At 69.1% G+C, this 23,535-nt stretch carries 17 protein-coding genes; 5 read left to right on the forward strand and 12 right to left on the reverse strand.

Annotation, left to right across the window (positions count from 1 at the left end; genetic code table 11):
- Positions 1-5: 5 nt before the first annotated feature.
- The 6 genes from ACT89H_RS27250 to ACT89H_RS27275 all read right to left on the reverse strand — a co-directional run bounded on the left by ACT89H_RS27250 (position 6) and on the right by ACT89H_RS27275 (position 6,099).
- Entirely contained in the window at positions 6-416 is a 411-nt protein-coding gene (locus tag ACT89H_RS27250; protein WP_445111524.1) for an STAS domain-containing protein, read from the reverse strand.
- Between the two features lie 156 nt (positions 417-572).
- The gene (clpX, locus tag ACT89H_RS27255; protein WP_445111525.1) at positions 573-1,853 is read right to left on the reverse strand and encodes an ATP-dependent Clp protease ATP-binding subunit ClpX; all 1,281 of its coding nucleotides are present in this window, start codon (positions 1,851-1,853) and stop codon (positions 573-575) included.
- Between the two features lie 461 nt (positions 1,854-2,314).
- Positions 2,315-2,983 (reverse strand): ATP-dependent Clp protease proteolytic subunit, encoded by a 669-nt coding sequence (locus ACT89H_RS27260; protein WP_039796610.1) that lies wholly within the window; start codon positions 2,981-2,983, stop codon positions 2,315-2,317.
- A 76-nt stretch (positions 2,984-3,059) separates the two neighbouring features.
- A complete protein-coding gene (locus ACT89H_RS27265; protein WP_445111526.1) occupies positions 3,060-3,641 on the reverse strand; it encodes an ATP-dependent Clp protease proteolytic subunit in 582 nt (193 codons plus the stop codon).
- 244 nt (positions 3,642-3,885) lie between these two features.
- A complete protein-coding gene (gene tig, locus ACT89H_RS27270) occupies positions 3,886-5,262 on the reverse strand; it encodes a trigger factor (protein ID WP_445111527.1) in 1,377 nt (458 codons plus the stop codon).
- A gap of 261 nt (positions 5,263-5,523) precedes the next feature.
- Positions 5,524-6,099 (reverse strand): FKBP-type peptidyl-prolyl cis-trans isomerase, encoded by a 576-nt coding sequence (locus ACT89H_RS27275; protein ID WP_445111528.1) that lies wholly within the window; start codon positions 6,097-6,099, stop codon positions 5,524-5,526.
- Positions 6,100-6,306: 207 nt separating this feature from the next.
- On the opposite strand from ACT89H_RS27275, the gene ACT89H_RS27280 reads away from it, so the two are divergent.
- From ACT89H_RS27280 to ACT89H_RS27290, 3 genes are all read left to right on the forward strand, one after another.
- The gene (locus ACT89H_RS27280; RefSeq protein WP_445111529.1) at positions 6,307-8,775 is read left to right on the forward strand and encodes a phosphoketolase family protein; all 2,469 of its coding nucleotides are present in this window, start codon (positions 6,307-6,309) and stop codon (positions 8,773-8,775) included.
- A gap of 975 nt (positions 8,776-9,750) precedes the next feature.
- On the forward strand, positions 9,751-10,125 hold the full coding sequence (locus tag ACT89H_RS27285; RefSeq protein WP_445111530.1) for a hypothetical protein: 375 nt from the start codon (positions 9,751-9,753) through the stop codon (positions 10,123-10,125).
- Between the two features lie 148 nt (positions 10,126-10,273).
- On the forward strand, positions 10,274-10,816 hold the full coding sequence (locus ACT89H_RS27290; RefSeq protein WP_445111531.1) for a hypothetical protein: 543 nt from the start codon (positions 10,274-10,276) through the stop codon (positions 10,814-10,816).
- A gap of 39 nt (positions 10,817-10,855) precedes the next feature.
- Here ACT89H_RS27290 and ACT89H_RS27295 read toward each other — a convergent pair whose 3' ends face one another.
- From ACT89H_RS27295 to ACT89H_RS27310, 4 genes are all read right to left on the reverse strand, one after another.
- On the reverse strand, positions 10,856-13,402 hold the full coding sequence (locus ACT89H_RS27295; RefSeq protein ID WP_445111532.1) for an ATP-binding protein: 2,547 nt from the start codon (positions 13,400-13,402) through the stop codon (positions 10,856-10,858).
- Between the two features lie 107 nt (positions 13,403-13,509).
- Positions 13,510-16,035: an ATP-binding protein gene (locus ACT89H_RS27300; RefSeq protein WP_445111533.1), complete on the reverse strand. Its 2,526-nt coding sequence runs from the start codon at positions 16,033-16,035 to the stop codon at positions 13,510-13,512.
- 83 nt (positions 16,036-16,118) lie between these two features.
- Positions 16,119-16,694 carry a dihydrofolate reductase family protein gene (locus tag ACT89H_RS27305; protein WP_445111534.1) on the reverse strand — a complete coding sequence of 192 codons (576 nt, stop codon included), beginning with the start codon at positions 16,692-16,694 and terminating at the stop codon, positions 16,119-16,121.
- A gap of 172 nt (positions 16,695-16,866) precedes the next feature.
- Positions 16,867-17,601 (reverse strand): MerR family transcriptional regulator, encoded by a 735-nt coding sequence (locus ACT89H_RS27310; protein WP_445111535.1) that lies wholly within the window; start codon positions 17,599-17,601, stop codon positions 16,867-16,869.
- A gap of 166 nt (positions 17,602-17,767) precedes the next feature.
- Here ACT89H_RS27310 and ACT89H_RS27315 point away from each other — a divergent pair, with 166 nt between their 5' ends.
- Positions 17,768-18,124 (forward strand): DUF1707 SHOCT-like domain-containing protein, encoded by a 357-nt coding sequence (locus tag ACT89H_RS27315; RefSeq protein WP_445111536.1) that lies wholly within the window; start codon positions 17,768-17,770, stop codon positions 18,122-18,124.
- A gap of 7 nt (positions 18,125-18,131) precedes the next feature.
- Here the strand turns inward: ACT89H_RS27315 and ACT89H_RS27320 are convergent, their stop codons facing one another.
- Together ACT89H_RS27320 and ACT89H_RS27325 are read right to left on the reverse strand one after the other, a co-directional pair.
- Entirely contained in the window at positions 18,132-20,378 is a 2,247-nt protein-coding gene (locus tag ACT89H_RS27320; protein WP_445111537.1) for a serine/threonine-protein kinase, read from the reverse strand.
- A 318-nt stretch (positions 20,379-20,696) separates the two neighbouring features.
- Positions 20,697-22,229: an amino acid permease gene (locus ACT89H_RS27325; protein ID WP_445111538.1), complete on the reverse strand. Its 1,533-nt coding sequence runs from the start codon at positions 22,227-22,229 to the stop codon at positions 20,697-20,699.
- A gap of 210 nt (positions 22,230-22,439) precedes the next feature.
- Between ACT89H_RS27325 and ACT89H_RS27330 the strand changes: the two genes are divergently transcribed.
- A complete protein-coding gene (locus tag ACT89H_RS27330) occupies positions 22,440-23,504 on the forward strand; it encodes an SPFH domain-containing protein (protein ID WP_445111539.1) in 1,065 nt (354 codons plus the stop codon).
- The last annotated feature ends 31 nt before the right edge of the window (positions 23,505-23,535 follow it).

Here is a 23,535-nt window from a genome sequence, read left to right on the forward strand (position 1 = left end):
GCCCGTCAGGCCGCGTCGAGCACGGCGTCGGCGAGACTCGACACGGTCTCGAAGCGCGCCCGATCCCCGGCCAGCTGTAGCAGCCGGTCCACACACCGCGGCCCGGTGACCAGGCGCATCCTGCGGCCGGTCTGAGTCAGTATGGACCGCGCGTCGACCAGGATCTGCAACCCGGCAGCACCGAAGAACGTGACCTTGGACAGATCGACGACCGTCAAGGGCGCCGCCGTGCCCAGCGAGCCGATCAGCCTGCGGCGAAACACTTCGGCCGTGTAGTGATCGACCTCGCCCGCGAGCGCGCACAGCGTGACCGAGTCGCTCGGAACGGTGACGGAGATTTTGAGCCGCTCGGCGGGGTGATCGGCATTGCGAGCAGCGGGGAGAACGTACGTGGGGTTGGCCAAGCCTGCCGACATGAGGACCTCGGTCCAGTCGCTCGCGAGCAATGCCCGGAAACGGGCTTGCTCGCGGATGATGATGCGCTCCGAAGAAACCCGAAGAAACGCCGGAACTAGGCTGTTTACTCAACCCTCACGAAGAAATACCCCAGGCGACGAGTCGCCACACCCGAATTACGCCGACTTCTCCCGGCGCTCGGTCCGCTGCGCCTTGCGCGGCACGATGGTGGGCAGGACGTTGTCGTTGACCGTGTCCGCGTCGACGACCACCTTGGCGACGTCGTCGCGGCTGGGAATGTCGTACATCGCGGGCTGCAGGACTTCTTCCATGATCGCCCGCAGGCCACGCGCGCCGGTGCCGCGCAGAATCGCCTGGTCGGCGACCGCCTCCAGCGCGTCGTCGGTGAACTCGAGATCGACCCCGTCCATCTCGAACAGCCGGACATACTGCTTGACCAGCGCGTTCTTCGGTTCGGAGAGAATCTTGACCAGCGATTCCTTGTCCAGGTTGGTCACCGAGGCGACCACGGGCAGGCGGCCGATGAACTCGGGGATCAAGCCGAACTTGATCAGATCCTCCGGCATGACCTCCGCGAAGTGATCGGTGGTGTCGATCTCGGCTTTGGACCGCACCTCGGCGCCGAAACCGATGCCGCGGTGGCCGGTGCGGTCGGAAATGATCTTTTCCAGACCTGCGAAGGCGCCCGCCACGATGAACAGCACATTGGTGGTGTCGATCTGGATGAACTCCTGGTGCGGGTGCTTGCGGCCGCCCTGCGGCGGCACGCTCGCCTGGGTGCCCTCCAGGATCTTCAGCAGGGCCTGCTGCACGCCCTCACCCGACACGTCCCGGGTGATCGACGGGTTCTCGCTCTTGCGGGCGATCTTGTCGACCTCGTCGATGTAGATGATGCCGGTCTCGGCGCGCTTGACGTCGTAGTCGGCGGCCTGGATCAGTTTCAGCAGGATGTTCTCGACGTCCTCGCCGACATATCCGGCCTCGGTCAGCGCGGTGGCGTCGGCGATGGCGAACGGAACGTTCAGCATCTTCGCCAAGGTCTGGGCCAGGTAGGTCTTGCCGCAGCCGGTGGGACCCAGCATGAGGATGTTGGACTTGGCCAGCTCGACGGTCTCGCCGCGGCTGTCGCGCGCCTTGTCACCGGCCTGGATGCGCTTGTAGTGGTTGTAGACGGCCACCGCCAGCGTGCGCTTGGCGGTGTCCTGGCCGATGACGTAGTTCTCCAGGAAATCCCGGATCTCGGCGGGCTTGGGCAGCTCATCGAGCTTGACCTCGCTGGACTCGGCGAGTTCCTCCTCGATGATCTCGTTGCAGAGATCGATGCACTCGTCGCAGATGTACACCCCTGGTCCCGCAATGAGCTTCTTGACCTGCTTCTGGCTCTTTCCGCAGAACGAGCACTTCAGCAGATCGCCGCCATCTCCGATGCGCGCCATCTCGTGGGTCCCTACTTCCTTGTCCGCGTGCAACCGTCCGTCCAGGTTGCCAGCTGTCCACCACTTTCGCAGCCGCACACACATCGGCTGATTTCGTGGCCGGTGGGCAGTGCCGTCAACCGGGAGCAAAGGTCCCTAGGTTGACCGTACCCGGTGTTCGGGACGGAGGTCGACAACTCGCGCATGTTTCTCGCGCGGGTTGTGCGAGTCGTCACGACGCCGAAAGCCCGGGCGGCCGCCGGACCGGCATTCGACACCTCCGCACCGCCCGGCGCGCCGCCCCGTCGGTTCGAACACATCTCGAACCACGGCGGTGCGCGGGCGGTCCGGCCGGGCGGTATGGCCCATTGCGTACTTCCCGGCCGGAATTCCCTGTCCTAAAGCGCTTTCGAGCGAACGGCCGCCGGGTTCGGCACGTCGCCCCGTCGTCGTCGGCTCGGCCGGAAACGACGATTCGCGCCTTATTTCTGCGCGCTGAGTTTCCGGTAGTCGAACACCGTGTCGATGATCCCGTACTCCTTGGCCTCCTCGGCCGTCAGGATCTTGTCGCGGTCGGTGTCCTTGCGGATGGTGTCGGCGTCCTTGCCGGTGTGCCGCGCGAGCGTGGTCTCCATCAGACGGCGCATGCGCTCGATCTCGGCGGCCTGGATCTCCAGATCCGACACCTGGCCCTGGATGCCACCCTCCAGCGAGGGCTGGTGGATCAGCACGCGGGCGTTGGGCAGGCAGGCGCGCTTGCCGGGGGTGCCCGCGGCCAGCAGTACGGCGGCGGCCGAGGCGGCCTGGCCCAGGCAGACCGTGGCGACGTCGGCGCGCACGTACTGCATGGTGTCGTAGATGGCCATCAGCGAGGTGAACGAGCCACCCGGCGAGTTGATGTACATGGTGATGTCGCGGTCGGGGTCCAACGACTCCAGCACCAGCAGCTGCGCCATGATGTCGTTCGCCGAGGCGTCGTCCACCTGCACGCCGAGGAAGATGATGCGCTCCTCGAACAGCTTGTTGTACGGGTTGGACTCCTTGACGCCGAAGCTCGAGTGCTCGATGAACGACGGCAGGATGTAGCGAGCCTGCGGGCTCTGCGGCGCCATGCCGGACAGGCCGGCGCGCGGGTCGATCGAATTGGCCATCTTCGTCTCCAAAGTCGGTGCGGCGGCCGGACGTTCGAGGTGTCCGGGGGCCTGTGGGTGATCCGGTGCGTTACTTCTAGGCGCCGTTGGCCTGATTCGCGTGGCTGATCACGCGGTCGATGAAGCCGTACTCCAGGGCTTCGGCCGCGGTGAACCAGCGGTCGCGGTCGGCGTCGGCGGTGACCTGCTCGACCGACTTGCCGGTGTGCAGCGCCTGGAGCTCGTTCAGCTCACGCTTGGTGTGCGCGAACTGCTCGGCCATGATCGCGATGTCGGCCGCGGAGCCGCCGATCCCCGCGGAGGGCTGGTGCATCATGATGCGCGCGTGCGGCAGCGCGTAGCGCTTGCCCTTGGTGCCCGCGGTGAGCAGGAACTGCCCCATCGACGCGGCCAGGCCCATGCCGTAGGTGGCGATGTCGCACTCGACGAGCTGCATCGTGTCGTAGATGGCCATACCGGCGGTCACCGAACCGCCCGGCGAGTTGATATAGAGCGCGATGTCCTGGGTGGGATCCTCGGCCGACAGCAACAGCAGCTGCGCGCACAACTTGTTCGCGATGTCGTCGTCGACCTGGGTGCCGAGGAAGATGATGCGCGCACGCAGCAGGCGCTCGTACACCGAATCACTGAGGTTGAGACCAGCAGTCGCGGTTGTCATGACCCCTGCCTGGTTGATTGTCACGGATACCTGCCTTCTCTCGCCGGCTCGTTGCGGATTGCCACATAGCCATCACTGCCATCACTGGTTGGATAGGCCGCACCCGCTCGGACATGGCTATCCAACTTGCCGTCACAAACATTAACGAAGCAGGGCGGCACCGAACTCCCGGTACCGCCCTTTCTTCGCTCACAGCGCAATCAGCGCACCTCGCGGGCGTCGATCACGCCGACACTCCATGGAATTATTCGGCGTCCGCCGGGGCCGTTTCAGCGGCCGTCTCCTCGTCGGCGGAATCGGCCGGAGCGCCGAACATTTCGGCGGTGTCCACCGAGTTGCCCGCGGAGTCGGTGACGGTCACTTGGCCGACCACGCCCGCCAGCGCCTTGCCGCGCCGCACGTCCGCGAAGATCGCGCCGAGCTGGCCCGCCTGCTGCACCTGCTGGATGAACTGCTCCGGCGACAGACCGTAGCGCTGCGACTGGAACAGGATCCGCTCGGTGAGCTCATCCTGGCCGACCTGGGTGCCCTCCGCCTCGGCGATCGCGTCCAGCAGCAGCTGGGTCTTGACCGACTTCTCGGCGGCCTGCTTGGTGTCGGCGTCGAACTCCTCGCGGGTGCTGCCCTGCGCCTCGAGCGCCTCGGCGAACTTGTCCTCGTCGTGATCGAAGCCGTGCACCGCGTCGTGGGTCACCGCGTCGATCTCGGCCTTCACCACAGCCTCCGGCAGCGGCACCTCGACCTGCTCGAGCAGGGTGTCCAGCACCTTGTCGCGGATCTCGCCGGCCTGCTGCACCTTCTTGACCCGCTCGACGCGGCCGCGCAGATCGTCCTTCAGCTCCTCCAGCGTGTCGAATTCGCTGGCCAGCTGGGCGAACTCGTCGTCGGCCTCGGGCAGCTCACGCTCCTTGACGCTCTGCACCGTCACGGTGATGACCGCCTCCTTGCCCGCGTGCTCGCCCGCGACCAGCGTCGAGGTGAACTCCTTCGACTCGCCCGCCGACAATCCGACCAGCGCCTCGTCCAGGCCCTCGATGAGCTGACCGGAGCCGACCTCGTGGGACAGACCGGTGGTGGCGGCCTCGGGAACCTCCTGGCCGTCCACGGTCGCCGAGAGATCGATGGAGACGAAGTCGCCGTCCTGGACCGGACGCTCCACCCCGGTCAGGGTGCCGAAGCGCTGGCGCAGCGACTGCAACTGCTCCTCGATGTCCTCGTCGCCGACGGTGACCGCGTCGACGGTGACCGCGATGCTCGCGTAATCCGGCAGCGTGATCTCCGGACGCACGTCGACCTCGGCGGTGAAGGCCAGCTCCTGGCCGTCCTCGATCTTGGTGATCTCGATCTCGGGCTGGCCGATGACCTTCACCTCGGAGGTGGTGACCGCCTCGCTGTAGCGACCGGGCAGCGCGTCGTTGACGACCTGCTCCAGGATCGCGCCACGGCCGAGGCGGGCTTCGAGCAGCTTCGCGGGCGCCTTACCGGGACGGAAGCCGGGGATACGGACCTGCTTGGCCAGTGCCTTGTACGCGCGATCGAAATCCGGCTTCAACTCCTCGAAGGGCACCTCGACGTTGATCCGGACCCGGGTCGGGCTCAGCTGCTCGACGGTGCTCTTCACGGACATGCTCCTTGTTCGTTGTTCGTACTGGTTGACGTTCGTTGTGTGGTGCACCGCCCCCGGCATTCCGGGATCGGAACAGCGGGCGAGGCACCCCTACGCCGGCTGCCGTACTCCCCACCGGCACCGGTCCGAACCGGAGTCCCGGCCTCGGCCGAGACGACGAGGGGTGCGGCGTACGCCACGCATCCCGACCAGGTTAGTTGACCGGCCGAGCGGGCCTGCATCCGGCGGTGCCCGGCACGGGCCGCGAACGGCGGGCTACTTCCCCACCGAGACCGCATCGGTGACGAAGACCAGCGTCTCGTACGGGGCGATGCCACGCCCGCCCGCGCCGTAGCCCAGCTCCGGCGGCACGATCAACAACCGGCGCGTGCCCTCCTTGACGCCGACCAGTCCCTCGTCCCAGCCGGGGATGACCTGGCCCGCGCCGAGGGTGAGCTGGAACGGCTTGCCCCGCTGGAAAGAGCTGTCCAGCGTCTTCCGGTCCGACCAGGTCACCAGCGCGTAGTTCATGGTCAGCTGCTGACCGGGCGCCGCGCCGGGCCCGCTGCCCTCCTTCAGATCCTTGACGATCAGTTGCTTGGGCGGGTCGCAGTTGTCCGGGATGGTGATCGTCGGCGCGGCGCCGAAATCACCGGTGACGCGAATGTCGTCGGCCGTGCACTCGCGGCCCTTGCTCGGCGTGGCCGGGTGCTGCGCGGAAGGCCCGGCTGCCACGGTGGTCCGCGTCGTGGACACCGCCGTCGCGGACTCGTCGTCCGAGCCGCAAGCCGCCAGCGCGATGGTCGTCGCGGCGAGGGCGCCGATACCGATGATCCTTCCGAGAATGTGCATGCCGCGGACCCTAGACCACGAACGGGCGCCGGGTGCGACGAGCTTCCCGCGACACGCTCGAGCCGCCGCGCAGCGCCGCTGCCGCTAGGCTGGCGGTGAATTCTCCATCCGGCGTTGTCGATTCCGGTCGGCAACCAGCACAGTACCGGGACGCCGCGGCAGACCGTTGCGCCGTCCCCGATGCCCCAGCGTGAGGAGAGTCGGCACATGACCCATATGGCAAGTGCGGGTGGCGATACTTCGGCGGACAATGTCGACAGCACCGGCGGCCGGACCGTCGCACCGCGTCCCTACCGGCTGGCGGACGTGCCGGGACCACTGGGGAGCGACGAGCTGGCGTCGATCGACGCGTGGTGGCGGGCGGCGAACTATCTCGCGGTCGGCCAGATCTATCTGACGGCGAATCCCCTGCTGCGCGAACCGCTGCGCGCCGAGCACATCAAACCCAGGCTGCTCGGCCATTTCGGCACCGTGCCCGGCCTGAATCTCGTCTGGGTACACGCCAATCGCGCGATCCGGCAACGCGGCCTGAACGCCGTCTTCGTCGCAGGCCCCGGGCACGGCGGTCCCGGCCCGAACGCGTGCGGCTGGCTGGAGGGTACCTACTCCGAGGTCTACAGCCATATCTCGCAGGACGCCGCGGGCATGGGTGCGCTGTTTCGCCAGTTCTCCTTTCCCGGCGGGGTGCCGAGTCACTGCGCACCGGAGACGCCCGGTTCCTTCCACGAGGGCGGCGAACTCGGTTATTCGCTGCTGCACGCGTTCGGCGCCGCCTTGGACAATCCCGATCTCACCGTGTTCTGCGTGGTCGGCGACGGCGAGGCGGAAACCGGGCCGCTGGCCACGAGCTGGCATGCGAACAAGTTCCTCAATCCGGCGCGCGACGGCGCGGTGCTGCCGATCCTGGCGCTGAACGAGTACAAGATCGCCAATCCGACCATCCTGGCGCGCATCCCGGAACCGGAACTGCTGTCGCTGCTGCGCGGATACGGCTACGAGCCGACCGTCGTCGCGGGCACCGATCCCGCGGCCGTCCACCAGGCGATGGCCGCGGCGGTGGATACGAGTATGGAGCGTATCGGCCGGATCCAGCGCGCCGCACGCGACGGCACCGATGGGGCACGGCCCAGCTGGCCGATGATCGTGCTGCGCACACCCAAGGGGTGGACCTGTCCGCCGATGGTGGACGGCGACCAGGTGGAGGGCACCTTCCGCGCGCATCAGGTGCCGTTGCCCGGTGCGCGCACGGATGCGGACCACCGCGCGGTGCTGGAGCAGTGGCTGCGGTCCTACCGGCCGGAGGAACTGTTCGACGACAGCGGCACGCCGGTGCCGGAGCTGACCGCTCAGGTCCCCGCCGGCGATCGGCGGATGAGCGCCAACCCGGTCGCCAACGGCGGTACGCTGCTGCGCGATCTGCGCCTGCCGGACTGGCGCGACTTCGGCGTCGAGGTCCCCGCGCCGGGCGCGACCCGGCACGAGGCCACCCGGGTGCTCGGTGGCTGGCTGCGCGAGGTCACCAGGCGCAACCCGGACAACTTCCTCACGTTCGCGCCGGACGAACTCGCCAGCAACCGCTTGCAGGACATTCTGGAGGTCACCGGCCGCAACTGGCAGGCGGAGATCGACCGCCGCGACCAGAAACTGGACCGCAGCGGCCGGGTGATCGAGGTGCTGTCCGAACACATGTGCCAGGGACTGCTGGAGGGCTATCTGCTGACCGGCAGGCACGGCGTGTTCACCTGCTACGAGGCGTTCATCCACATTGTGGACGCGATGTTCAATCAGCACGCCAAATGGCTCGACGCCAGTTCCGCAGTGCCGTGGCGGCGTCCGATCCCCAGCCTGAACTACCTGCTGTCCTCACACGTGTGGCGCCAGGACCACAACGGCTTCACCCACCAGGACCCCGGGTTCCTGGACGTGGTGCTGAACAAGAAGGCCTCGATCGTGCGGGTGTATCTGCCGCCGGACGCCAACACGTTGCTGTCCACCTACGACCACTGTCTGCGCTCACGCCATTACGTCAACGTGGTGGTCGCGGGCAAGCAGCCACAGGCCGACTGGTTGTCGGTGACCGAGGCCGCCGAGCACTGCGCGCGCGGAATCGGCATCTGGCCGTGGGCCGGCAACGGCGACGAGGTGGGCACCATGCCGGACGTGGTACTCGCCTGCGCGGGCGACGTACCGACGCTGGAGACCCTGGCCGCGGCCGCGATCCTGCGCGAGCGTCTGCCCGACCTGCGGGTCCGGGTCGTGAACGTGGTCGACCTGATGAGGTTGCAGCCGCAGGAGGAGCATCCGCACGGCCTGCCCGACAGCGAGTTCGACACCCTGTTCACCCGGGACCGGCCGGTGATCTTCGCCTTCCACGGCTATCCGTGGCTGATCCACCGGCTGACCTACCGGCGCACCAACCACGGCGAACTGCACGTCCGCGGTTACCGGGAGCAGGGCACCACGACCACGCCGTTCGACATGGTGATGCTCAACGACCTGGACCGCTATCACCTGGTGATGGACGTGATCGATCGGGTGCCGAGCCTGCGCGAGCGGGCCGCGGGACTGCGGCAGGAGATGGTCGACGCGCGGTGGACGGCCCGCGCGTGGACCCGGGAACACGGCGAGGACATCCCTGAGGTCGCCGACTGGAGCTGGCCCTACCAGCGCGCTTGAACCCGCGCGGTCAGCCCCCCCCCGCGTCACCTGGCGCCGGCCACCGCCCGGTGTCCGCGATGATCTGCCGGAAACATCGCCGGCAGCGGCGCGGCGGGCACGGACTCGCCCGCCCGCACCGACACCGTTCGCGCGGTCTGTTTGTCGTGCCCGGCACTGATGATGTCATCCGGGTCCGGCACGATGCCCCGTCGTCCAGGAACGCATTGACGTGCGACTTGGCGGACAGCAGCGCGCAGATGTTGCCGCCGAGCACGAAATAGGGGGCTGGGTGGTGCGTTCGATCCTCTCCACGCTGTCACCGCGACGTTCCCGCGACGTTTCGAAAGTCGATCCGGCCGCGCGAGTACCGACCTCCGGATCCGCCTGGTACGCCAATTCTCGCACTTCGCGGCAGATCGCCCGCTGCCATTCGGGCAGCGCGTCGAGGAAGGTGCCGACACGCGGGTCGGCCACATAGGACGTGGCTCGATCCACGCACAGCGGAGCTTCCGCGAGGCCCGCATTCGGGCGGCGGCAAGTGCGATCGACCGCAGGACATCACCACTGGTCGCGACGCCGACCCGCGCGGGAAACCCCGCGACCTTCCCATTCCCGAGAAAGCACTCGACAAAATATCGACCCGTCGATTAATGTAACGTTATCCAACGGCACGATAAATAGGGGACGGCCGGTCGGACCACACCGGACCGATCTCCGATCCCGAGGTGGCGAGATGAACGGACCCGAACGATGACCGGCATCACGCCGCACCAGCGACGGACGCAGACCTGGCTCGTCCGCCCGCCGATCGTGAGTGCGATAGCGGCCACGCCGGAAACCCCGGCCACGGACGACACGTCCGCGGCGAATGCGCGCCCCGATCCCTTCCCCGCCCCCACCTCGCGCGGCAACCCCGACCATCGACGTTCGCCGCACCGCCGCCGCTCGAACCATGTCGCCGGGCACGGCTCGAATTCCGAACGGAGACTCAGGATGACCGCCACCACCTATTCCGCCGCACGGCGACTGCTCGCCGGTACCGCGATCGTCGGTCTGCTCGCCGCGGGCGCCGCGGGCATCGCGGGCGCCGAGCCGCGCTCGGGCCCCTCGGACCCGCGTAACGGCACCGGCGACACCACCGGCTGGCACCACATCGATCCGATGGGCTACAACCACCGCGACGGCGACCCGCTCCGCGCGGACGAGCACGACGACGCCATCCGCGACTACCACCAGCGCCAGACTCGCCCCGCACCGGCCGACACCCCTACGGGCGACACTTCGGTCAGCCCAAGCTGGTCGCGGGTCGCCCGTCCGGACGGCAGCGGTTACACCGTCTGCCGCCCGCAGGCCCGCTGGTGCCAGTGATCGCCGGACCGGCTCACCCACTCGCACCACAACCTTCCGTGACGTCCTCCTGGACTGACCGTACCGCTGCCTAGCGGCTCATCACTTGAAGCATCACCAATCCCGGAAATCCACTCCGGCCGGGATAGCGCACGAAAGAGAAACGCATATGTTTACGATCAATGGGCTTCGCCGGACGACCGCGTGTAACGACAAGCGCGGCACGGCACGGACGCTCACCCTGCTGGCGGCGGCAGCGGTGGCGGCGGGCGGCCTGAGCCTCGGCGCGGGCACCGCCGAGGCTCAGGGCGCTGCCTGCCTCTGGGCCGGTGGCGCCTACGGCCAGGGCACCACCGTCGTCGCGGGCGGCTGGAGCTTCAGCTGCGGCACCGATACGGTCGGCGCGCCCTACTGGCACCGCGGCAACGCCGTACGACAGGCCAGCACCGTGCCCAACCCGGGCGCGTACACCCGCCCCGCGGGCCTGTTCAGTCCCGGCGCCCGCCAGTACGGCACGGAGTACAACGACTACTGCGTCGGAAGCCAGCTGATCGAAGGTTCCGAGGACGTCTACCAGGTGGTCTCGGACGGACGCGGCTCCGTGTGGTGGAAGGCCGCGGGATCGATCGACCAGTGGGCCTTCGACCCCGGCACCGGGCCGCGGCACTCCTCGCGGTCGTCGAGCCTGTGCTACGACGGCTCCCTGACCTGACCGGCCTTCCTACCGGCGCGCCCGTGACCGCCGCCGCGGTTACGGGCGCGTTCGCGCGGGCCTTCGCTCCGATTCCAGCCGCAGCCGCTCCTCGAGGTCATCCGGTACATGCCGGCTGATGTCGGCCCTGGTGAGCGCCATGAGCTTCCTGCGGACGGTCGCCACCTGGGCATCGACCGTCCGGATCGAACTGCCCCTGCGCGCGGCGATGGCGCTGTTGGCCCAGCCCGCGGCGGCCAGCACGGCGACCTCACGTTCCGCGGGCGTCAACTCGTTCCAACGCGAAGCCGCCGATCTTGCCTGCGATCGCGGCGCAGGCAGCAGGCGATCGGCAGGCAACCGGCCCAGCAGCAGCAATTGCAGTTCGTCGCGTTCCGGACGAAGGCGGGCGCCGCGCCGGCGGGCCGCCTCGTGCGCCTCGGCGCCGATGACCGCGGTGACGGCGGCGACGGCCTGGGCGGTGCCCTTGGCCACCAGGGGCACCCGGTCGGCGACGATGCCCATGCAGCGGTGCAGGGTCGCGATTCCGCCCTGCACATGGGCGACCTCGGTGGCGGCGGCGATCGCTTCGGCGCTGTCGGTGTCCCCCGCTTCGATCCGGGCGGACAGCAGGTAGGTCAGCGCCATCATCAGGAAATGCGCGACCCAGCCCGCCGTCCAGGTGTCACCCATGGCCAGCAGGCGCTCCAAGGTGGACTGCCCGAGCCTGACCGCCTCCCGCGGATCGCCGTGCCGGGACACCGCGATCATCCAGGCCAGCTCGGCCCAACAGGTCGCCCAGCCCGCGTCGGAATCGACAGCCCGGTCCAGATGTGCGCGCGCGGCCCCGAGCGCGACGTCCGCGTCACCCAGGTTCGCGTAGGTGAGCGCTTCGAACAGTTCGCCGCGCTGCTGTCCGGACCGGTCGCCCAGGGCGGCGAATTTCCTGCGCGCCCTGGCCAGCACGTCCACCGCCCGGATGTCGAGGTGGATCAACAGCAGTTCGATCCCCCAGGTGAACTCCACCGCTGCGGGCAGGCCGACGTCGGTCGCCGTCGTCTCGCGCCAGCCGCGCCGCAACCGCGCATCGGACAGACACTCCGCGGCGCATTCGTCCAGTAGCTGTGCGGTGTAGGCGTGCCTGCCCTGCCAGATGGCGATCCATCCCACCAGCGCGGTCGCATTGATCCGCAGCGGGGTCGGCGCCGGCTCGACGTGCGCGGTGACTTCCAGCGCCTGTTCGGTCAGGCTGGTGATGGCGCGGTTGGACCCGGTGATGAACGGCACGCGCAACCCCATCAGCGTCGCGGCGGTCTCCAGCCCGACCACGGCCTCCTCCGGATCGGCGAGACTGGTCTCGACCGCGATGAGGATGTTGTCCCATGCCGCCCGCGCCCAGGCGATCCACTCCTGCTCCCGCGGGCCGTACCAGGTGGCCGGACCCGCGGCGACGCGGTCGCGATAATGCCGCCGATGCCGGGCGAGCAGCCGCGCCTCGTCCAGGTGGTCGCCGCGGGCGGACAGCCGGTCGCGCACGAACACCCGGACGCTTTCCAGCAGGTAGTAGCGCACCGCCGAAGCGGTGATGCGGGCCGACAGCAGCGAGCGTTCGACCAGGCGCTCGAGCAGCCCGCCGATTCGCTCCGCGGGCAGCGTCGCATCCGCGCACACCGCCACGATCGCGTCCAGGTCGGCCCCGCCGCACGGCGTCTCGTCGTTCTCGGCGTCGCAACCGGTGGCGAATACCGACAGGCGGTCCAGCAGCAGCTGCTCGGACGCGGTGCACAGGCCGTAGGACCAGGCGATCACGTCACGGACGCTGCGGTGCCGTTCACCGACCCCGCCCCGGACCCCGTGCGTCCACTGCAGGCGGCGATCGTCGGTGTCGCCGGACAACTCACGCAACACGATCGCGGGTGGCCGGTGCCGCAGCCGGGCGGCGGCCAGTCGGATGAACAACGGGTTGTTGTCGACGTGCCCGCAGATTCGGGTGGCGATGGCGAGCTGGCCGGGATCCTCCGGAATCGGCCGCCCGGTGCGCTCGGCTCGCCGCCGGAACAGTTCGAGGGCGTGCCCGCTGGACAGCGGGGGCACGGGCACCAAATGCTCGTCGATCCAGCCGATCGGCTCGCGGCTGGTCGCGACGATGGTCAAGCCGGGGGCGGCCTGTAGCAGCCCGAGGATGAGCGGGCCGACGCCGGCCAGCACGTGTTCGCAGTTGTCCAGCACCAGAACGGTCCGGTGCGCCGCGCCGTCGGCGGGTCCGTCGGCGAAGATCTCCACCAGGCCGTCCCACGCGGAACGACCGACGATGCCGTTCTTCGCGACGGACAGCAGCACCTCCTCCGCGACCGCCCCGGTCTCCGCGCCTGGCATGAGCCGGGCCAGGCGCGTCCAGTACACCGGATGCCGCGCCGCGCCGCGATAGCGCCGCACGGCTTCGACGGCCAGCGTCGTCTTGCCGATGCCGCCCGGCCCGACCAGGGTGATCAAACGGGCGCTGGACGCGCTCAGCAGGGCCTGTATCCGCCGCAGTTCGGCATGCCTGCCCACGAACTCACCAGGCGCGGCGGGGCCGTTGTCTCCAGCGCTGTTCACCTCCGACATGCCGACGCACCTACCGATCCGGACAATCACCGCTCGAGCAGCCTAATTGGTGCGGCCGGGGGGACAGGCTCGCACGCGTCCGGCCCGGGCGCCAGGGATGCGGTCGTCTACCGATCTCGGCTCCCCCCGCGACGGCGACGGCTGGGCCGCCGCTCGGATTCGTAGCGCACCCGATCGGCGAGCTCGTCGGGAATGTGGTCCGCGATGTCGGCACGCGAGGCGATCATGAGCTTCTGCCGGATAGCGGCGACCTGCGCGTCGACCGTGCGGATGGAGCTGCGCCGACGCCCGGCGATGGCACTGTTGGCCCAGCCCGCCGCAGCGAAAACGGCGACATCGCGTTCGGCTTCCGACAGCTCGTTCCAGCGCGAAGCCGGCCGCCGCGACACCGGCCGGGAGCCGGCCGAACGCTCCGGCCGCCGGGAGCCCGGCCCCGGATCCGCGGTGGGACACCGCAGCGCGTCCAGTTCCGGGCGCAGCCGCGTGCTGCGCTCGGCGGCGGCATAGGCCCGGTCGCCGAGCACGGCGCGGGCGATCTGCGCCGCGCCGCGGATCTCGGCGGCGATCAGCGGAACCCGGTCGACGGAGATGCCCATCGAACGCTGCCGCGTCTTGAAACTGCCCACCAGATAGGCGATTTCGGTCGCGGTGTCGGTGCCCGCGGCGCGCTCACGGCCCTCGGCGCGCTCCGCGACGAGGACCTGGGCCAGCGCGACGATGTGCGCGCCCACTGCCCAGCTCGCCGTCCAGGTATCCTGCTCGCCGCGGTACCGCGTGAGCACGCCACGGGTCAGCGTCACCGCCTCGGCGGCGGACCCGTGCTTGGCCAGCGCCACCGCGCGCGCGATCTCGGCCCAGGCTCGCGACAACGTCGAGCCGGACGACACCGACCGCGCGAGGAACCGCGCGGTGTGCTCGAGCGCCTCCCGCCGGTCTCCGACGAGGGCGGCACAGAACACCACGAACACGTCGCTGCGCTCGGCGCCGATGCGATCGCCCTGTCCGGCGAACTTACGGCGGGCCCGGGTGAGGACGGAGATCGCGCGCCGGTCGCCGCGCACCAGCATCAGTTCGAGTCCCCACAGCCACTCGACCGGCGCGGGCAGCCCGGAATCCGTGTCGATGTATCGCGGGTCCGCCCCCGATGGCGGGGCGGCGCGGTCGGCGAGCAGCTGCGGGATGTGATCGGTCCGCCCCTGCCACAGCGAGATCCAGCCGAGCAGAGCGGTGGCCAGGTCGGCGAGCCCGGAGGGGCCGAGGCCGCTGCCCCGGGCGGCCGCCAGTGCGCGTTCGGTCAACCGGGTCAGCGCGCCCGCGCCGGACTTGACGTACGGCACCTTCATCGAGAGCAGGACGGTGGCGATCTCCAGGGCGACCACGGCCTCCGCCGGGTCCGCCAATCCCGACTCGATGCCGAGCACGATGTCGTTCCACGCCGAGCGCGCCCACGCCAGCCAGGCCTGATCCTGCGGGCCGAGCCACATGGCCTGTCCGGCGACCACCTTGTCCCGGAAATAGCGACGGTGCCGCGCGGCGAGCCGGTCGAGCTCGGCGCGGCCGCGGCGGCACAGCCGCTCCCGGGCGAATACCCGGACGCTTCCCACCAGATACCAGCTGACCGTGGTGGCGGTGAGGTGCACCGAGACCAGCGACTGTTCGCTGAGCCGCTCCAGCAGGTGCTCGATCGCATCGGCCGGCAGGGCATCGTCGGCGCACACGGCGATCGCCGCGTCGAGCTCGATGCCCCCGCGCAGCGACTCGTCGTCGGTCTCGTACCCCGCGGCGAAGACCGACAGCCGCTCCAGCAGCAACTGCTCGGAGGCGTCGCACAGCGCGAACGACCACTCGATCACGTCGTAGACGCCGCGGTGGCGCCGCTCGGCGCCCAGCGCCCCGTGGGTCCACTGCAACCGTTTATCGTTCGCGTCGCCGGTGAGTTCGTGCAGCACCATCATCGGGGGCTGGTGCCGCAGGCGCGCGGCGGCCAGGCGGATGAACAGCGGGTTGTGGTCGACCCGGCGGCAGATCCGCGCGGCGACGGCCAGCGCCTCGCACTCGTCCGGGATCGCCCGTCCGACGAGTTCGGCGCGCCGGCGGAACAATTCGAGCGACTGCCGCGGCGACAGCGGCGGCACGGACACGATGTACTCGTCGGCCCAGCCGATCGGTTCGCGGCTGGTGGCAAGGATGGTGAGTCCCGGTACGGCCTCCAGCAACTCGGCGATCATCGCGGCGACCGCGCCGAGCAGATGCTCGCAGCTGTCCAGTACCAGGACGGCGCGCTCGGTGGCCCGCTCTCCGCTGGTGAAGGTCCGCACCAGCGCGGTGCGGGTCGGCGGCGAACCGAGGTCGGCGCGCACGGCCGACTGCATCACGTCCTGCGCGGTGGCGGTGCTGTCGGCCTCCAGCCCCGCCAGCCGCGCCCAGTACACCGGCCTACCCCGGGCGTGGACGCCGCGGCGTAGCGCTTGCGCGGCTAATCGAGTCTTGCCGATCCCACCCGGGCCGACCAGGGTGATCAGGCGGGCGCCGCCGTCCAGCAGCGCGCCCAGCCGCTCCAATTCCGTTTCCCGGCCGATGAATTCACTGGCGGATGCATGTAGCACGTCGCCACGTGCCTGAACCACGGACATGAAACGAAAGTTAGCCGACGACGTGGCAACGCGCTCGACAATCAGAGGTTGCGCCGGTGTGGCCGCCGACCGGTGCGCGCTCCCTACCCGGCGTGGGCCATCTGCTGGTAGTGCATCTGGACCACCGCGCTGTCGAAGGTCATCACGTCCACCAGGTGCAACCCGGACCCCACCGCGGGCGTCGGGAACAGCGGAATCCCGCCACCGAGCAGGATGGGGTGCACGAACAACCGGTACTCGTCGATCAGGTCGTGCTTCATGAACGCCGACGCCGTCTCCGGACCCCCGAACAGGACCATGTCGCACCCCGGCTGCGCGCGCAGCGCCGTGATCTCCGCGACGAGGTCCTCCCTGACCACGCGGGTGTTCCAGCCCGCGCCGGCCATGGTGCGCGAGAAGACCAGTTTCGGCGTCTGCTTCCAGCACCGCGCGAAATCCACGTAGAACTCCGAGATCGCCGGATCCGCGTCGGCGGCCGGCCAGAACGACGCCATGATCTCGTAGGTCTTGCGGCCGTAGAGGAACAGATCGGCCGAGCGCAGTTCGTCCAGGAACGACTCGCACAGTTCCTCGTCCACCACCGGCCAATGGACTTCCTGATCCGGCCCTTCCACGAAGCCGTCGAGCGACATCTGCATCCACAGTGTCACGCTTCCCATGTGCCCACACCCATCTGCCTGCCCTTGTGCGACGTTCAGATTGTCGGGGAAAGCGACGTTTCGGCGCATCGGTAGGTTGCCCGCGGACATACGTAGGTAGGGAAACCCCGGTGGCTCGGCGCCGCGATCGCGCGCCGGACGAGGCCAATATACCGGTGGTAGGCCGGGCCGGTCAGGCCTCCGGCAGCGCCTCGGCCAGCTCGGCGTCCTGGTCGAGATACCGTGCGACGAGCCGGTTCACGAGATCTGCGGTGGTCTCCGCCGGGACGGCCCTGGTCGCCGCCAGCCGCTGCGCGAGTTCGGCGACCTGCGCCGGGCCACGATCGGAGTCCTGGAACGATGCCCACGCGGTTCGCCGGAACAGGTCCACGTAGCGTCGGGCGATCCGCTCCGCGTCGGAGCGCAGCTTCTCCAGCTCGCCGAGGACCTCGTCGGCCGGGATGCCCGCGGCCGCCATCTGGTCGAGGCTGTGCGTCAGACGGCGGTCGGCGATCCGATAGGTCGCGGCGTCGACGGGCTCGTACAGGCCGGCGGCGACGACCCGGGCCAGACCGTTGGGCACATCGCGATAGCGCTCGGCCAGTTCGGTCGCCGCGATCGTGTCGGCGGCGTCGCCGGCGGGTGTCTCGGTAGCGCCGGGCTCGGCTACACCGAGAATGTCCCCCAGGTCGTCACCGCGGTCCCAGGCGTTGAGCAATTCCTTGATGCCGTTGAGCTTGATCCCGCGATCGAGCAACCGGCTGATGGTACGCACCCGGTTGAGGTGGTCGGCGCCGTAGAACCCGGTACGCCCCTTGACCTGCGGGGGTGGCAGCACCCCGCGCTCGTGGTAAACGCGCAGGCTGCGCACGGTCGTACCGGCCTCCCGCGCCAGCTCGTCGATCGTGTACTCCACACCCGCAGTCATACCTCAAGGAAACCACATCGCAACACATGGCGACCGCCGGTGCGCGGCCGTTGCCGGGCGACCGACCGATCTCTGGCGACCAACCAGCAAACATCGTCCGCCAGCCCTTCCCGTCGCTGGAAATCCATCCGGAGCCACGTCCGGCCACCGCGCCTATCCTTCCGGCATGGGTGAATCCGCGGGTACTCCGACCAGTCTCGCCGACCGCGAGCGCGCGCTGCGCGAGCTGACCCACCACCTGGGCACCGGCCGACTGACCCTGGCCGAGTTCGACGAACTCAGCGCGGCCGTCGCGGCCGCGACCAGCAAGAGTCAGCTGGCCGAACTGTTCGCCGACCTGCCGGGCAGCACACCGCTGCTGGCCGAGATCACGCCGGTCGGCCCGCTGCCGCGCCTGATCGTGCCCGCCGGGGCGGCCGTGGTCTTCTCGGTGGTGCTCGCGGTGACCACGGGCAACTGGCTGTGGCTGCTGGTGATTCTCACCGCACCAGCGCTTTTCGTGCTCACCGCGCGCACCACCTGAGACCGGGTCACCACCTCGATTTCGGCCGCACGTGGTTGGCGAGGTCGACCAAGCGGTAGCGGTGCAGCCGGTGCGGGGCGATCCGGGCCAGCGCCCGCAGGCTCGACTCCAGCCCGCGTTGCAGCCCCAGCGGGGTGAACGGGAAACCCAGGAGGGTCGCCTCCGCAGTGGCGCTCTGGCCCCCCGCGCGCACCCACTCCAGCGCCGCGCCGACCACGATCACCTGCAACTGCAGCGCCCGCGGCTCGTCCGGCGCGGCGTCCAGCCGCGCCGCCGCCTCGAGCAGGTCGGCCTCGGTGGTCTCCGGGATCGGTTGCGAAACCAGCAGCAGACACCCCGTCATGCGCGCCACGTTCTGATACCGCGACGCCTGCGGCACCTGGTCCAGCACCTCCACGGCTTCCAGCAGGCCGCCGTCGGCGGCGAGTCTGCGGGCCAGGCCGAACGCGGCGCTCACCACGCCGTGATTGGTCCGCCACACCGTGCGGTAGTACTCCTCGGCAAGCCGATGCCAATGGTCGCCCGCGGCCGCCCCGAGCTGCTGGAGGGTGAGTTCGGCGGTGGCCGCCAGCGCCAGCGCGGGGGCGATCTCGCCGGGCAGCATGCCGTGCACCAGGTCGAAGTACTCGTAGGCGCGCTCGTACTGCCCGTCCAGCAGGGCGGCGACGGCCGAGTACCACTCGATGCGCCAGTCGGTGCCGTAGTCGGGCCGCAGATCGGCGAGCCGGTCGCAGGCGGGCACCACCTCACCCAGGTCCAGGTGCGCGCGCACCGCGGTGAGCGTGCCCTCCAGTTCGAACGTCTCCGGTTCCGGGATGGTCCCGGCGACGATCCGATCGGCGGTGCGGCGCAGCGCGTCCAGGGCGTGCCCCGGATCGCCGTGCAGCAGCGTGGACAGCAGGTCGGCGCTGGGGTCCTCGCTGTCGATCAGCGGCACCGGCAGGGCGGCGACGACGCTCGGCGCGTCCAGCGCGGGCAGGCGGTGGCGCCCGTCGGTCATGCCGTCGGTCTGGCCGATCAACGTCTCGATACCGAAATCCCCTCGCATCGCACCGAATTCCAGCGATGCCTGCGGATGCTCCTTACCGGTGTCGTAGGCGAGCACCATCCGCAGTACGCCTGCGAGCTGGCCGTACATCGCGTAGGCGGTCGGGAAGCGACGCCGCGGATCGGGATCGGTCGCACGGCACAGCAGCCGGTGCAACGCCGGATAGTCGCGCAGCACCGGCTGATCGTCCGGGGAGGGGATGCCGGGCAGCTGGTGTCCGTCGGCGTTCTTGGGCATGTCCAGCACCAGCGCGGCCAGCGTCCGCCCCACGGTGTAGATGTCCGATGCGACCGTCGGGCCGGTGTCGGTGATCTCGGGCGCCTGATAGCCCGGGGTGCCGTAGATACTGCCGTAGGACTCCATCGCGGCCACCGCGCCGAGGTCGATCAGCTTGACTTCGTCCTCGCTGACCATGATGTTGTCCGGCTTGAGATCGTTGTAGGCCAGGCCGAACGAGTGCAGGTAGTCCAGCGCGGGCAGGATCTCCATCATGAAGGCGATCGCCTCGGACGCCGGAATGCGTTCCGGCGCACGCAGATCCAGCATCTTCTTCAGCGAGCGGCCGCCGACGTACTCCATGACGATATAGCCGTCGGCCACATCACGCCCGGAACGATGCTTGACGAAGTTGTGGATCTTGACGATGCCGGGATAGGCGACCTCGGAGAGGAATTGGCGTTCGGCGAGGGCGACCACGTGCGCCTCGAAGTCCAGCGGATTCTGCAACCCCTTCAGCACCACCCAGCGGTCGCTCACATTGCGATCGATCGCCAGGTAGATCCATCCGAGCCCGCCGTGGGCCAGGCAGCCCTGGACTTCGTACTGGTCGGCGACCATTTCCCCCGGCTGGAGCACAGGCCGGAAGTTGAACGGCGAGGCGCATCGTCCGCACTCGCCCTCGACGGAGCCGGGCCCCGCGGCGCCGGTGCGGCCGACCGGCTGCTGGCATTTCCAGCAGAACCGTTTGTGCTCCGGCACTTCCGGGTTCTGCATCACCGCGGTGCGCGGATCGAGTGGACTCACCTTGGGCATGGACACCAGGCCGCCGCCCAATCTGCGCCCGCTCGGCCGCGAGCGCGCGCTGCGCCCGGAACCCGGGTCGGACTCGAGTGCGCCGAGCAGCAGCTCGGCGGTCCCGATGGTGTGCTCGTCGCCGCCGTCCCGGCCGGCCCGTTCGACGGCGCCGGGAACCGAGTCGACGGCCACGGCACGTGGTTTCTCGACGTACCGTGGTGTCGACCACGGATTGGGTAGTCGCGGTGCCACTTCGGTCCTGAGCAGGTGCCGAGTTGCCCAGGGGTGGGAAGTTCGCCGGGGCACGTCGAGGCCGCGCATGCGCCGATTCGCCCACGGGTGCGCAAGTGGACGGTCGGATGCGCTGGGGTGCTCCGGCATACGAACCTCTCAGACCCGCCGTGTGATCGCGGTTTCATTCTGGTCCGCCGCCTGTCGATGCGCGCTGGTGTCGTTCCCATCATTGGGAATAGATCCGCCCCGGACGAACGGTCCGGGGCGGATACTGCCTCACTCCTCGTCGGGCTTGTGGAGGATCACCACCGGATCACCCGATTCGCGGCGCGGCCGCTCGGCCAGGACCGGGAACTGACCGGTGATGCCCTGGCGGATCTCCGCGATCCGCAGCACTCGCTTGCGCGCGAGGAACCAGCCACCCACGAGCGCGGGAACCATGATGACGGCCATCGCGATCACCGCACCGCGCTGCACGTGGTCGTCGCTGAAGGCCATCAGCAACACCACGGTGGCCAGGAACGCCAGCGTCGCGAAGCTGGTGTACGGCGCGCCGACCAGCCGGAACGACGGCCGCTGCGCACGGCCGGTGCGCGACCAGCGCCACAGCTGCAGCTGGCAGACCACGATCGCGGTCCACGCGAAGATGGTGCCCAGCGCCGACATGTTCAGCACGATCTCGAAGGCCTGCTCCGGCACCACCGCGTTCAGGCCGACGCCGATGAGCGCGACCGCGCCGGTGGCGAGGATGCCGACGTAGGGCACACCGCCGCTGGACATCCGCGCCGCGATGGTGGGCGCGCTGCCGTTCATCGACATCGAGCGCAGGATGCGGCCGGTCGAGTAGAGACCCGCGTTCAGACTGGAGAACGCCGCGGTCAGCACGACAAGGTTCATCACCGAGCCCGCACCCTCCACGCCGAGCCGCGAGAAGAAGGTGACGAAGGGGCTCTCGCCGTTCTTGAACGCGGTGTAGGGCAGCAGCAGCGCGAGCAGGACCAGCGAACCGACGTAGAACAGCCCGATCCGGGCGATCACGGAGTTGATCGCGCGCGGCATGATCTTCTCCGGGTGCTCCGCCTCACCGGCCGCGGTGCCGACGAGTTCCACCGCGGCGTAGGCGAAGACGACACCGGTGGTGACCAGCACCAGCGGGAGCAGCCCGGTGGGGAACAACCCGCCGTGGCCGGAGATGACGCTCGGGCCGGTGACCTGGCCGTCGATCTCGAAGCGGCCCGCGAGGAACACCGTGCCGACGATCAGGAAGGTGACCAGCGCGACCACCTTGATCAGCGCGGCCCAGAACTCGAGCTCGCCGAACCACTTCACCGAGACGAGGTTGATGCCGACCACGATCGCGAGCGACACCAGGGCGATCGTCCACTGCGGTATCGCCTGGAACGCTCCCCAGTAATGGACATACGTGGCGATGGCGGTGATGTCTACGATCCCGGTCATGCACCAGTGGAAGAAGTACATCCACCCGACCGCGAAGGCCAGTTTCTCGCCGTAGAACTCGCGGGCGTAGGAGACGAACGATCCCGAGGAGGGGCGATGCAGCACCAGCTCACCGAGCGCCCGCAGGATGAAGAACACGAACACGCCGCAGATGGCGTATACGAGGAACAGGCCGGGACCCGCACTGGCCAGCCGACCACCCGCACCGAGGAACAGGCCGGTGCCGATCGCCCCACCGATCGCGATCATCTGCAGCTGCCGCGGGCGCAGCGACTTGTGGTAGCCCGAGTCCTCGTCTTCGAGCGCGGCAGCCTGCGCGGGCGCATCCGCGGGTGGTCGAATTGTGGTCATGGCGATGGCCTTTCAGGTGACGGCGATCATAACTTCGCTCAATGTACCGTTAGCTAGCGGTGCGTTCAATAGCGATTCGCGGTTTGTAACATCCCGGACATCTAAGACCGTGACAAAACGGTGTCTGAGCAGCGACGACCGCCTTTCTTCCATTGATCGTGCCACCGATTATCGGTACGCTACTTTAGACAATGCGGATGAGGAGCGCAGATGGCCTGGTTCGAGCGGGAATTCATCGCGGTCCCCGAGGACCGCAAGAACCAACTGGTCTACAAGTGGCCGGACGTCAACATCCGCCGCTACAGCCGCGCGTTGGTCGATGCCGACCAGATCGCCCTCTTCCTGAAGTCCGGGCGGGTGGTGGGTGCGATGGGCCCGGGGCGCCACCGCATCGACGCCGACGAGTTACCGGTGCTCGGCGCGCTCGTCGACACCCTGACCGGCGGCAATTTCTACCGCGCCGAACTGTATTTCGTCTCCACCAGGGAGTTTCCCGGGATTCGTTTCGGGGGGCGGCTCGACGACATCCTCGACCCGGTCAGCGAGCAGGTGGTGACGCTGCGCGTCTTCGGCGAATTCGCCCTGACCGTCCGGGATCCGGCCGAACTGCTCACCGCGCTCGCGGGCACCGCCGATCTCACCGACCAGGACCGGGTATCGAACTGGTGCGCCGACCTGCTGCTCAAATCCATGAGGATGGCGGTGACCCGAGGGGTCGCGGGCGGCGACTGGCCGGTGCTGGGACTCTCGGCGCAGCTGCAACCCATCGAGCACGCGGTGCTGCACCAGACCAACACCGCGCTCTACGAATACGGATTGCGCATCCCGCGGATGGGTAACTTCGACATCAGCCTGGCGCCGGAGGACGCCGACCGGCTGAAGCGACTGGCCAAGGACGTCAAGTACATCAATCTCACCGGCGATTTCCAGCGCTACGCCGCGGGCGAGCTCGCGCTGGGCGCGAGTCAAGGGTTCGCGCGCGGGCACCAGCACGGCGTCGAAGGCGGATTCCTCGGCGCGGCATTGAGCCTGAACGCGATCGGCCATCACGTCGCCAACCAATCCCCCGCGCCGCAGCTGCCCGCCGACGCGCCGCAGACCGCCCAGACGCACTGCGCCGCTTGCCGGTCCGCGAATCCGGCGAGCGCGAAGTTCTGCATGAATTGCGGAGCGCGTCTCGCCCCGCAACCGCGGCACTGCCCGAACTGCGGCTCGGAAACGACGTCCGGCGCCAAGTTCTGTGGCAACTGCGGAACGCCGATGCCCGGAGGCTGACGCCGAGCGCCTGCCTCCGGGCATCGGGTGC

Source organism: Nocardia aegles (genome assembly GCF_052545135.1).

What these genes read in the sequence shown, in the direction of transcription:
- ACT89H_RS27290 (WP_445111531.1), top strand. Translation starts at nt 10,274, where the DNA reads ATGTTTACGATCAATGGGCTTCGCCGGACGACCGCGTGTAACGACAAG.
- ACT89H_RS27280 (WP_445111529.1), top strand. Translation starts at nt 6,307, where the DNA reads ATGACCCATATGGCAAGTGCGGGTGGCGATACTTCGGCGGACAATGTC.
- ACT89H_RS27250 (WP_445111524.1), bottom strand. Translation starts at nt 416, where the DNA reads ATGTCGGCAGGCTTGGCCAACCCCACGTACGTTCTCCCCGCTGCTCGC.
- ACT89H_RS27285 (WP_445111530.1), top strand. Translation starts at nt 9,751, where the DNA reads ATGACCGCCACCACCTATTCCGCCGCACGGCGACTGCTCGCCGGTACC.
- ACT89H_RS27275 (WP_445111528.1), bottom strand. Translation starts at nt 6,099, where the DNA reads ATGCACATTCTCGGAAGGATCATCGGTATCGGCGCCCTCGCCGCGACG.
- ACT89H_RS27315 (WP_445111536.1), top strand. Translation starts at nt 17,768, where the DNA reads ATGGGTGAATCCGCGGGTACTCCGACCAGTCTCGCCGACCGCGAGCGC.
- ACT89H_RS27305 (WP_445111534.1), bottom strand. Translation starts at nt 16,694, where the DNA reads ATGGGAAGCGTGACACTGTGGATGCAGATGTCGCTCGACGGCTTCGTG.
- ACT89H_RS27265 (WP_445111526.1), bottom strand. Translation starts at nt 3,641, where the DNA reads ATGACAACCGCGACTGCTGGTCTCAACCTCAGTGATTCGGTGTACGAG.
- ACT89H_RS27325 (WP_445111538.1), bottom strand. Translation starts at nt 22,229, where the DNA reads ATGACCACAATTCGACCACCCGCGGATGCGCCCGCGCAGGCTGCCGCG.
- ACT89H_RS27260 (WP_039796610.1), bottom strand. Translation starts at nt 2,983, where the DNA reads ATGGCCAATTCGATCGACCCGCGCGCCGGCCTGTCCGGCATGGCGCCG.
- ACT89H_RS27310 (WP_445111535.1), bottom strand. Translation starts at nt 17,601, where the DNA reads ATGACTGCGGGTGTGGAGTACACGATCGACGAGCTGGCGCGGGAGGCC.
- ACT89H_RS27330 (WP_445111539.1), top strand. Translation starts at nt 22,440, where the DNA reads ATGGCCTGGTTCGAGCGGGAATTCATCGCGGTCCCCGAGGACCGCAAG.
- clpX (WP_445111525.1), bottom strand. Translation starts at nt 1,853, where the DNA reads ATGGCGCGCATCGGAGATGGCGGCGATCTGCTGAAGTGCTCGTTCTGC.
- ACT89H_RS27300 (WP_445111533.1), bottom strand. Translation starts at nt 16,035, where the DNA reads ATGTCCGTGGTTCAGGCACGTGGCGACGTGCTACATGCATCCGCCAGT.
- ACT89H_RS27295 (WP_445111532.1), bottom strand. Translation starts at nt 13,402, where the DNA reads ATGTCGGAGGTGAACAGCGCTGGAGACAACGGCCCCGCCGCGCCTGGT.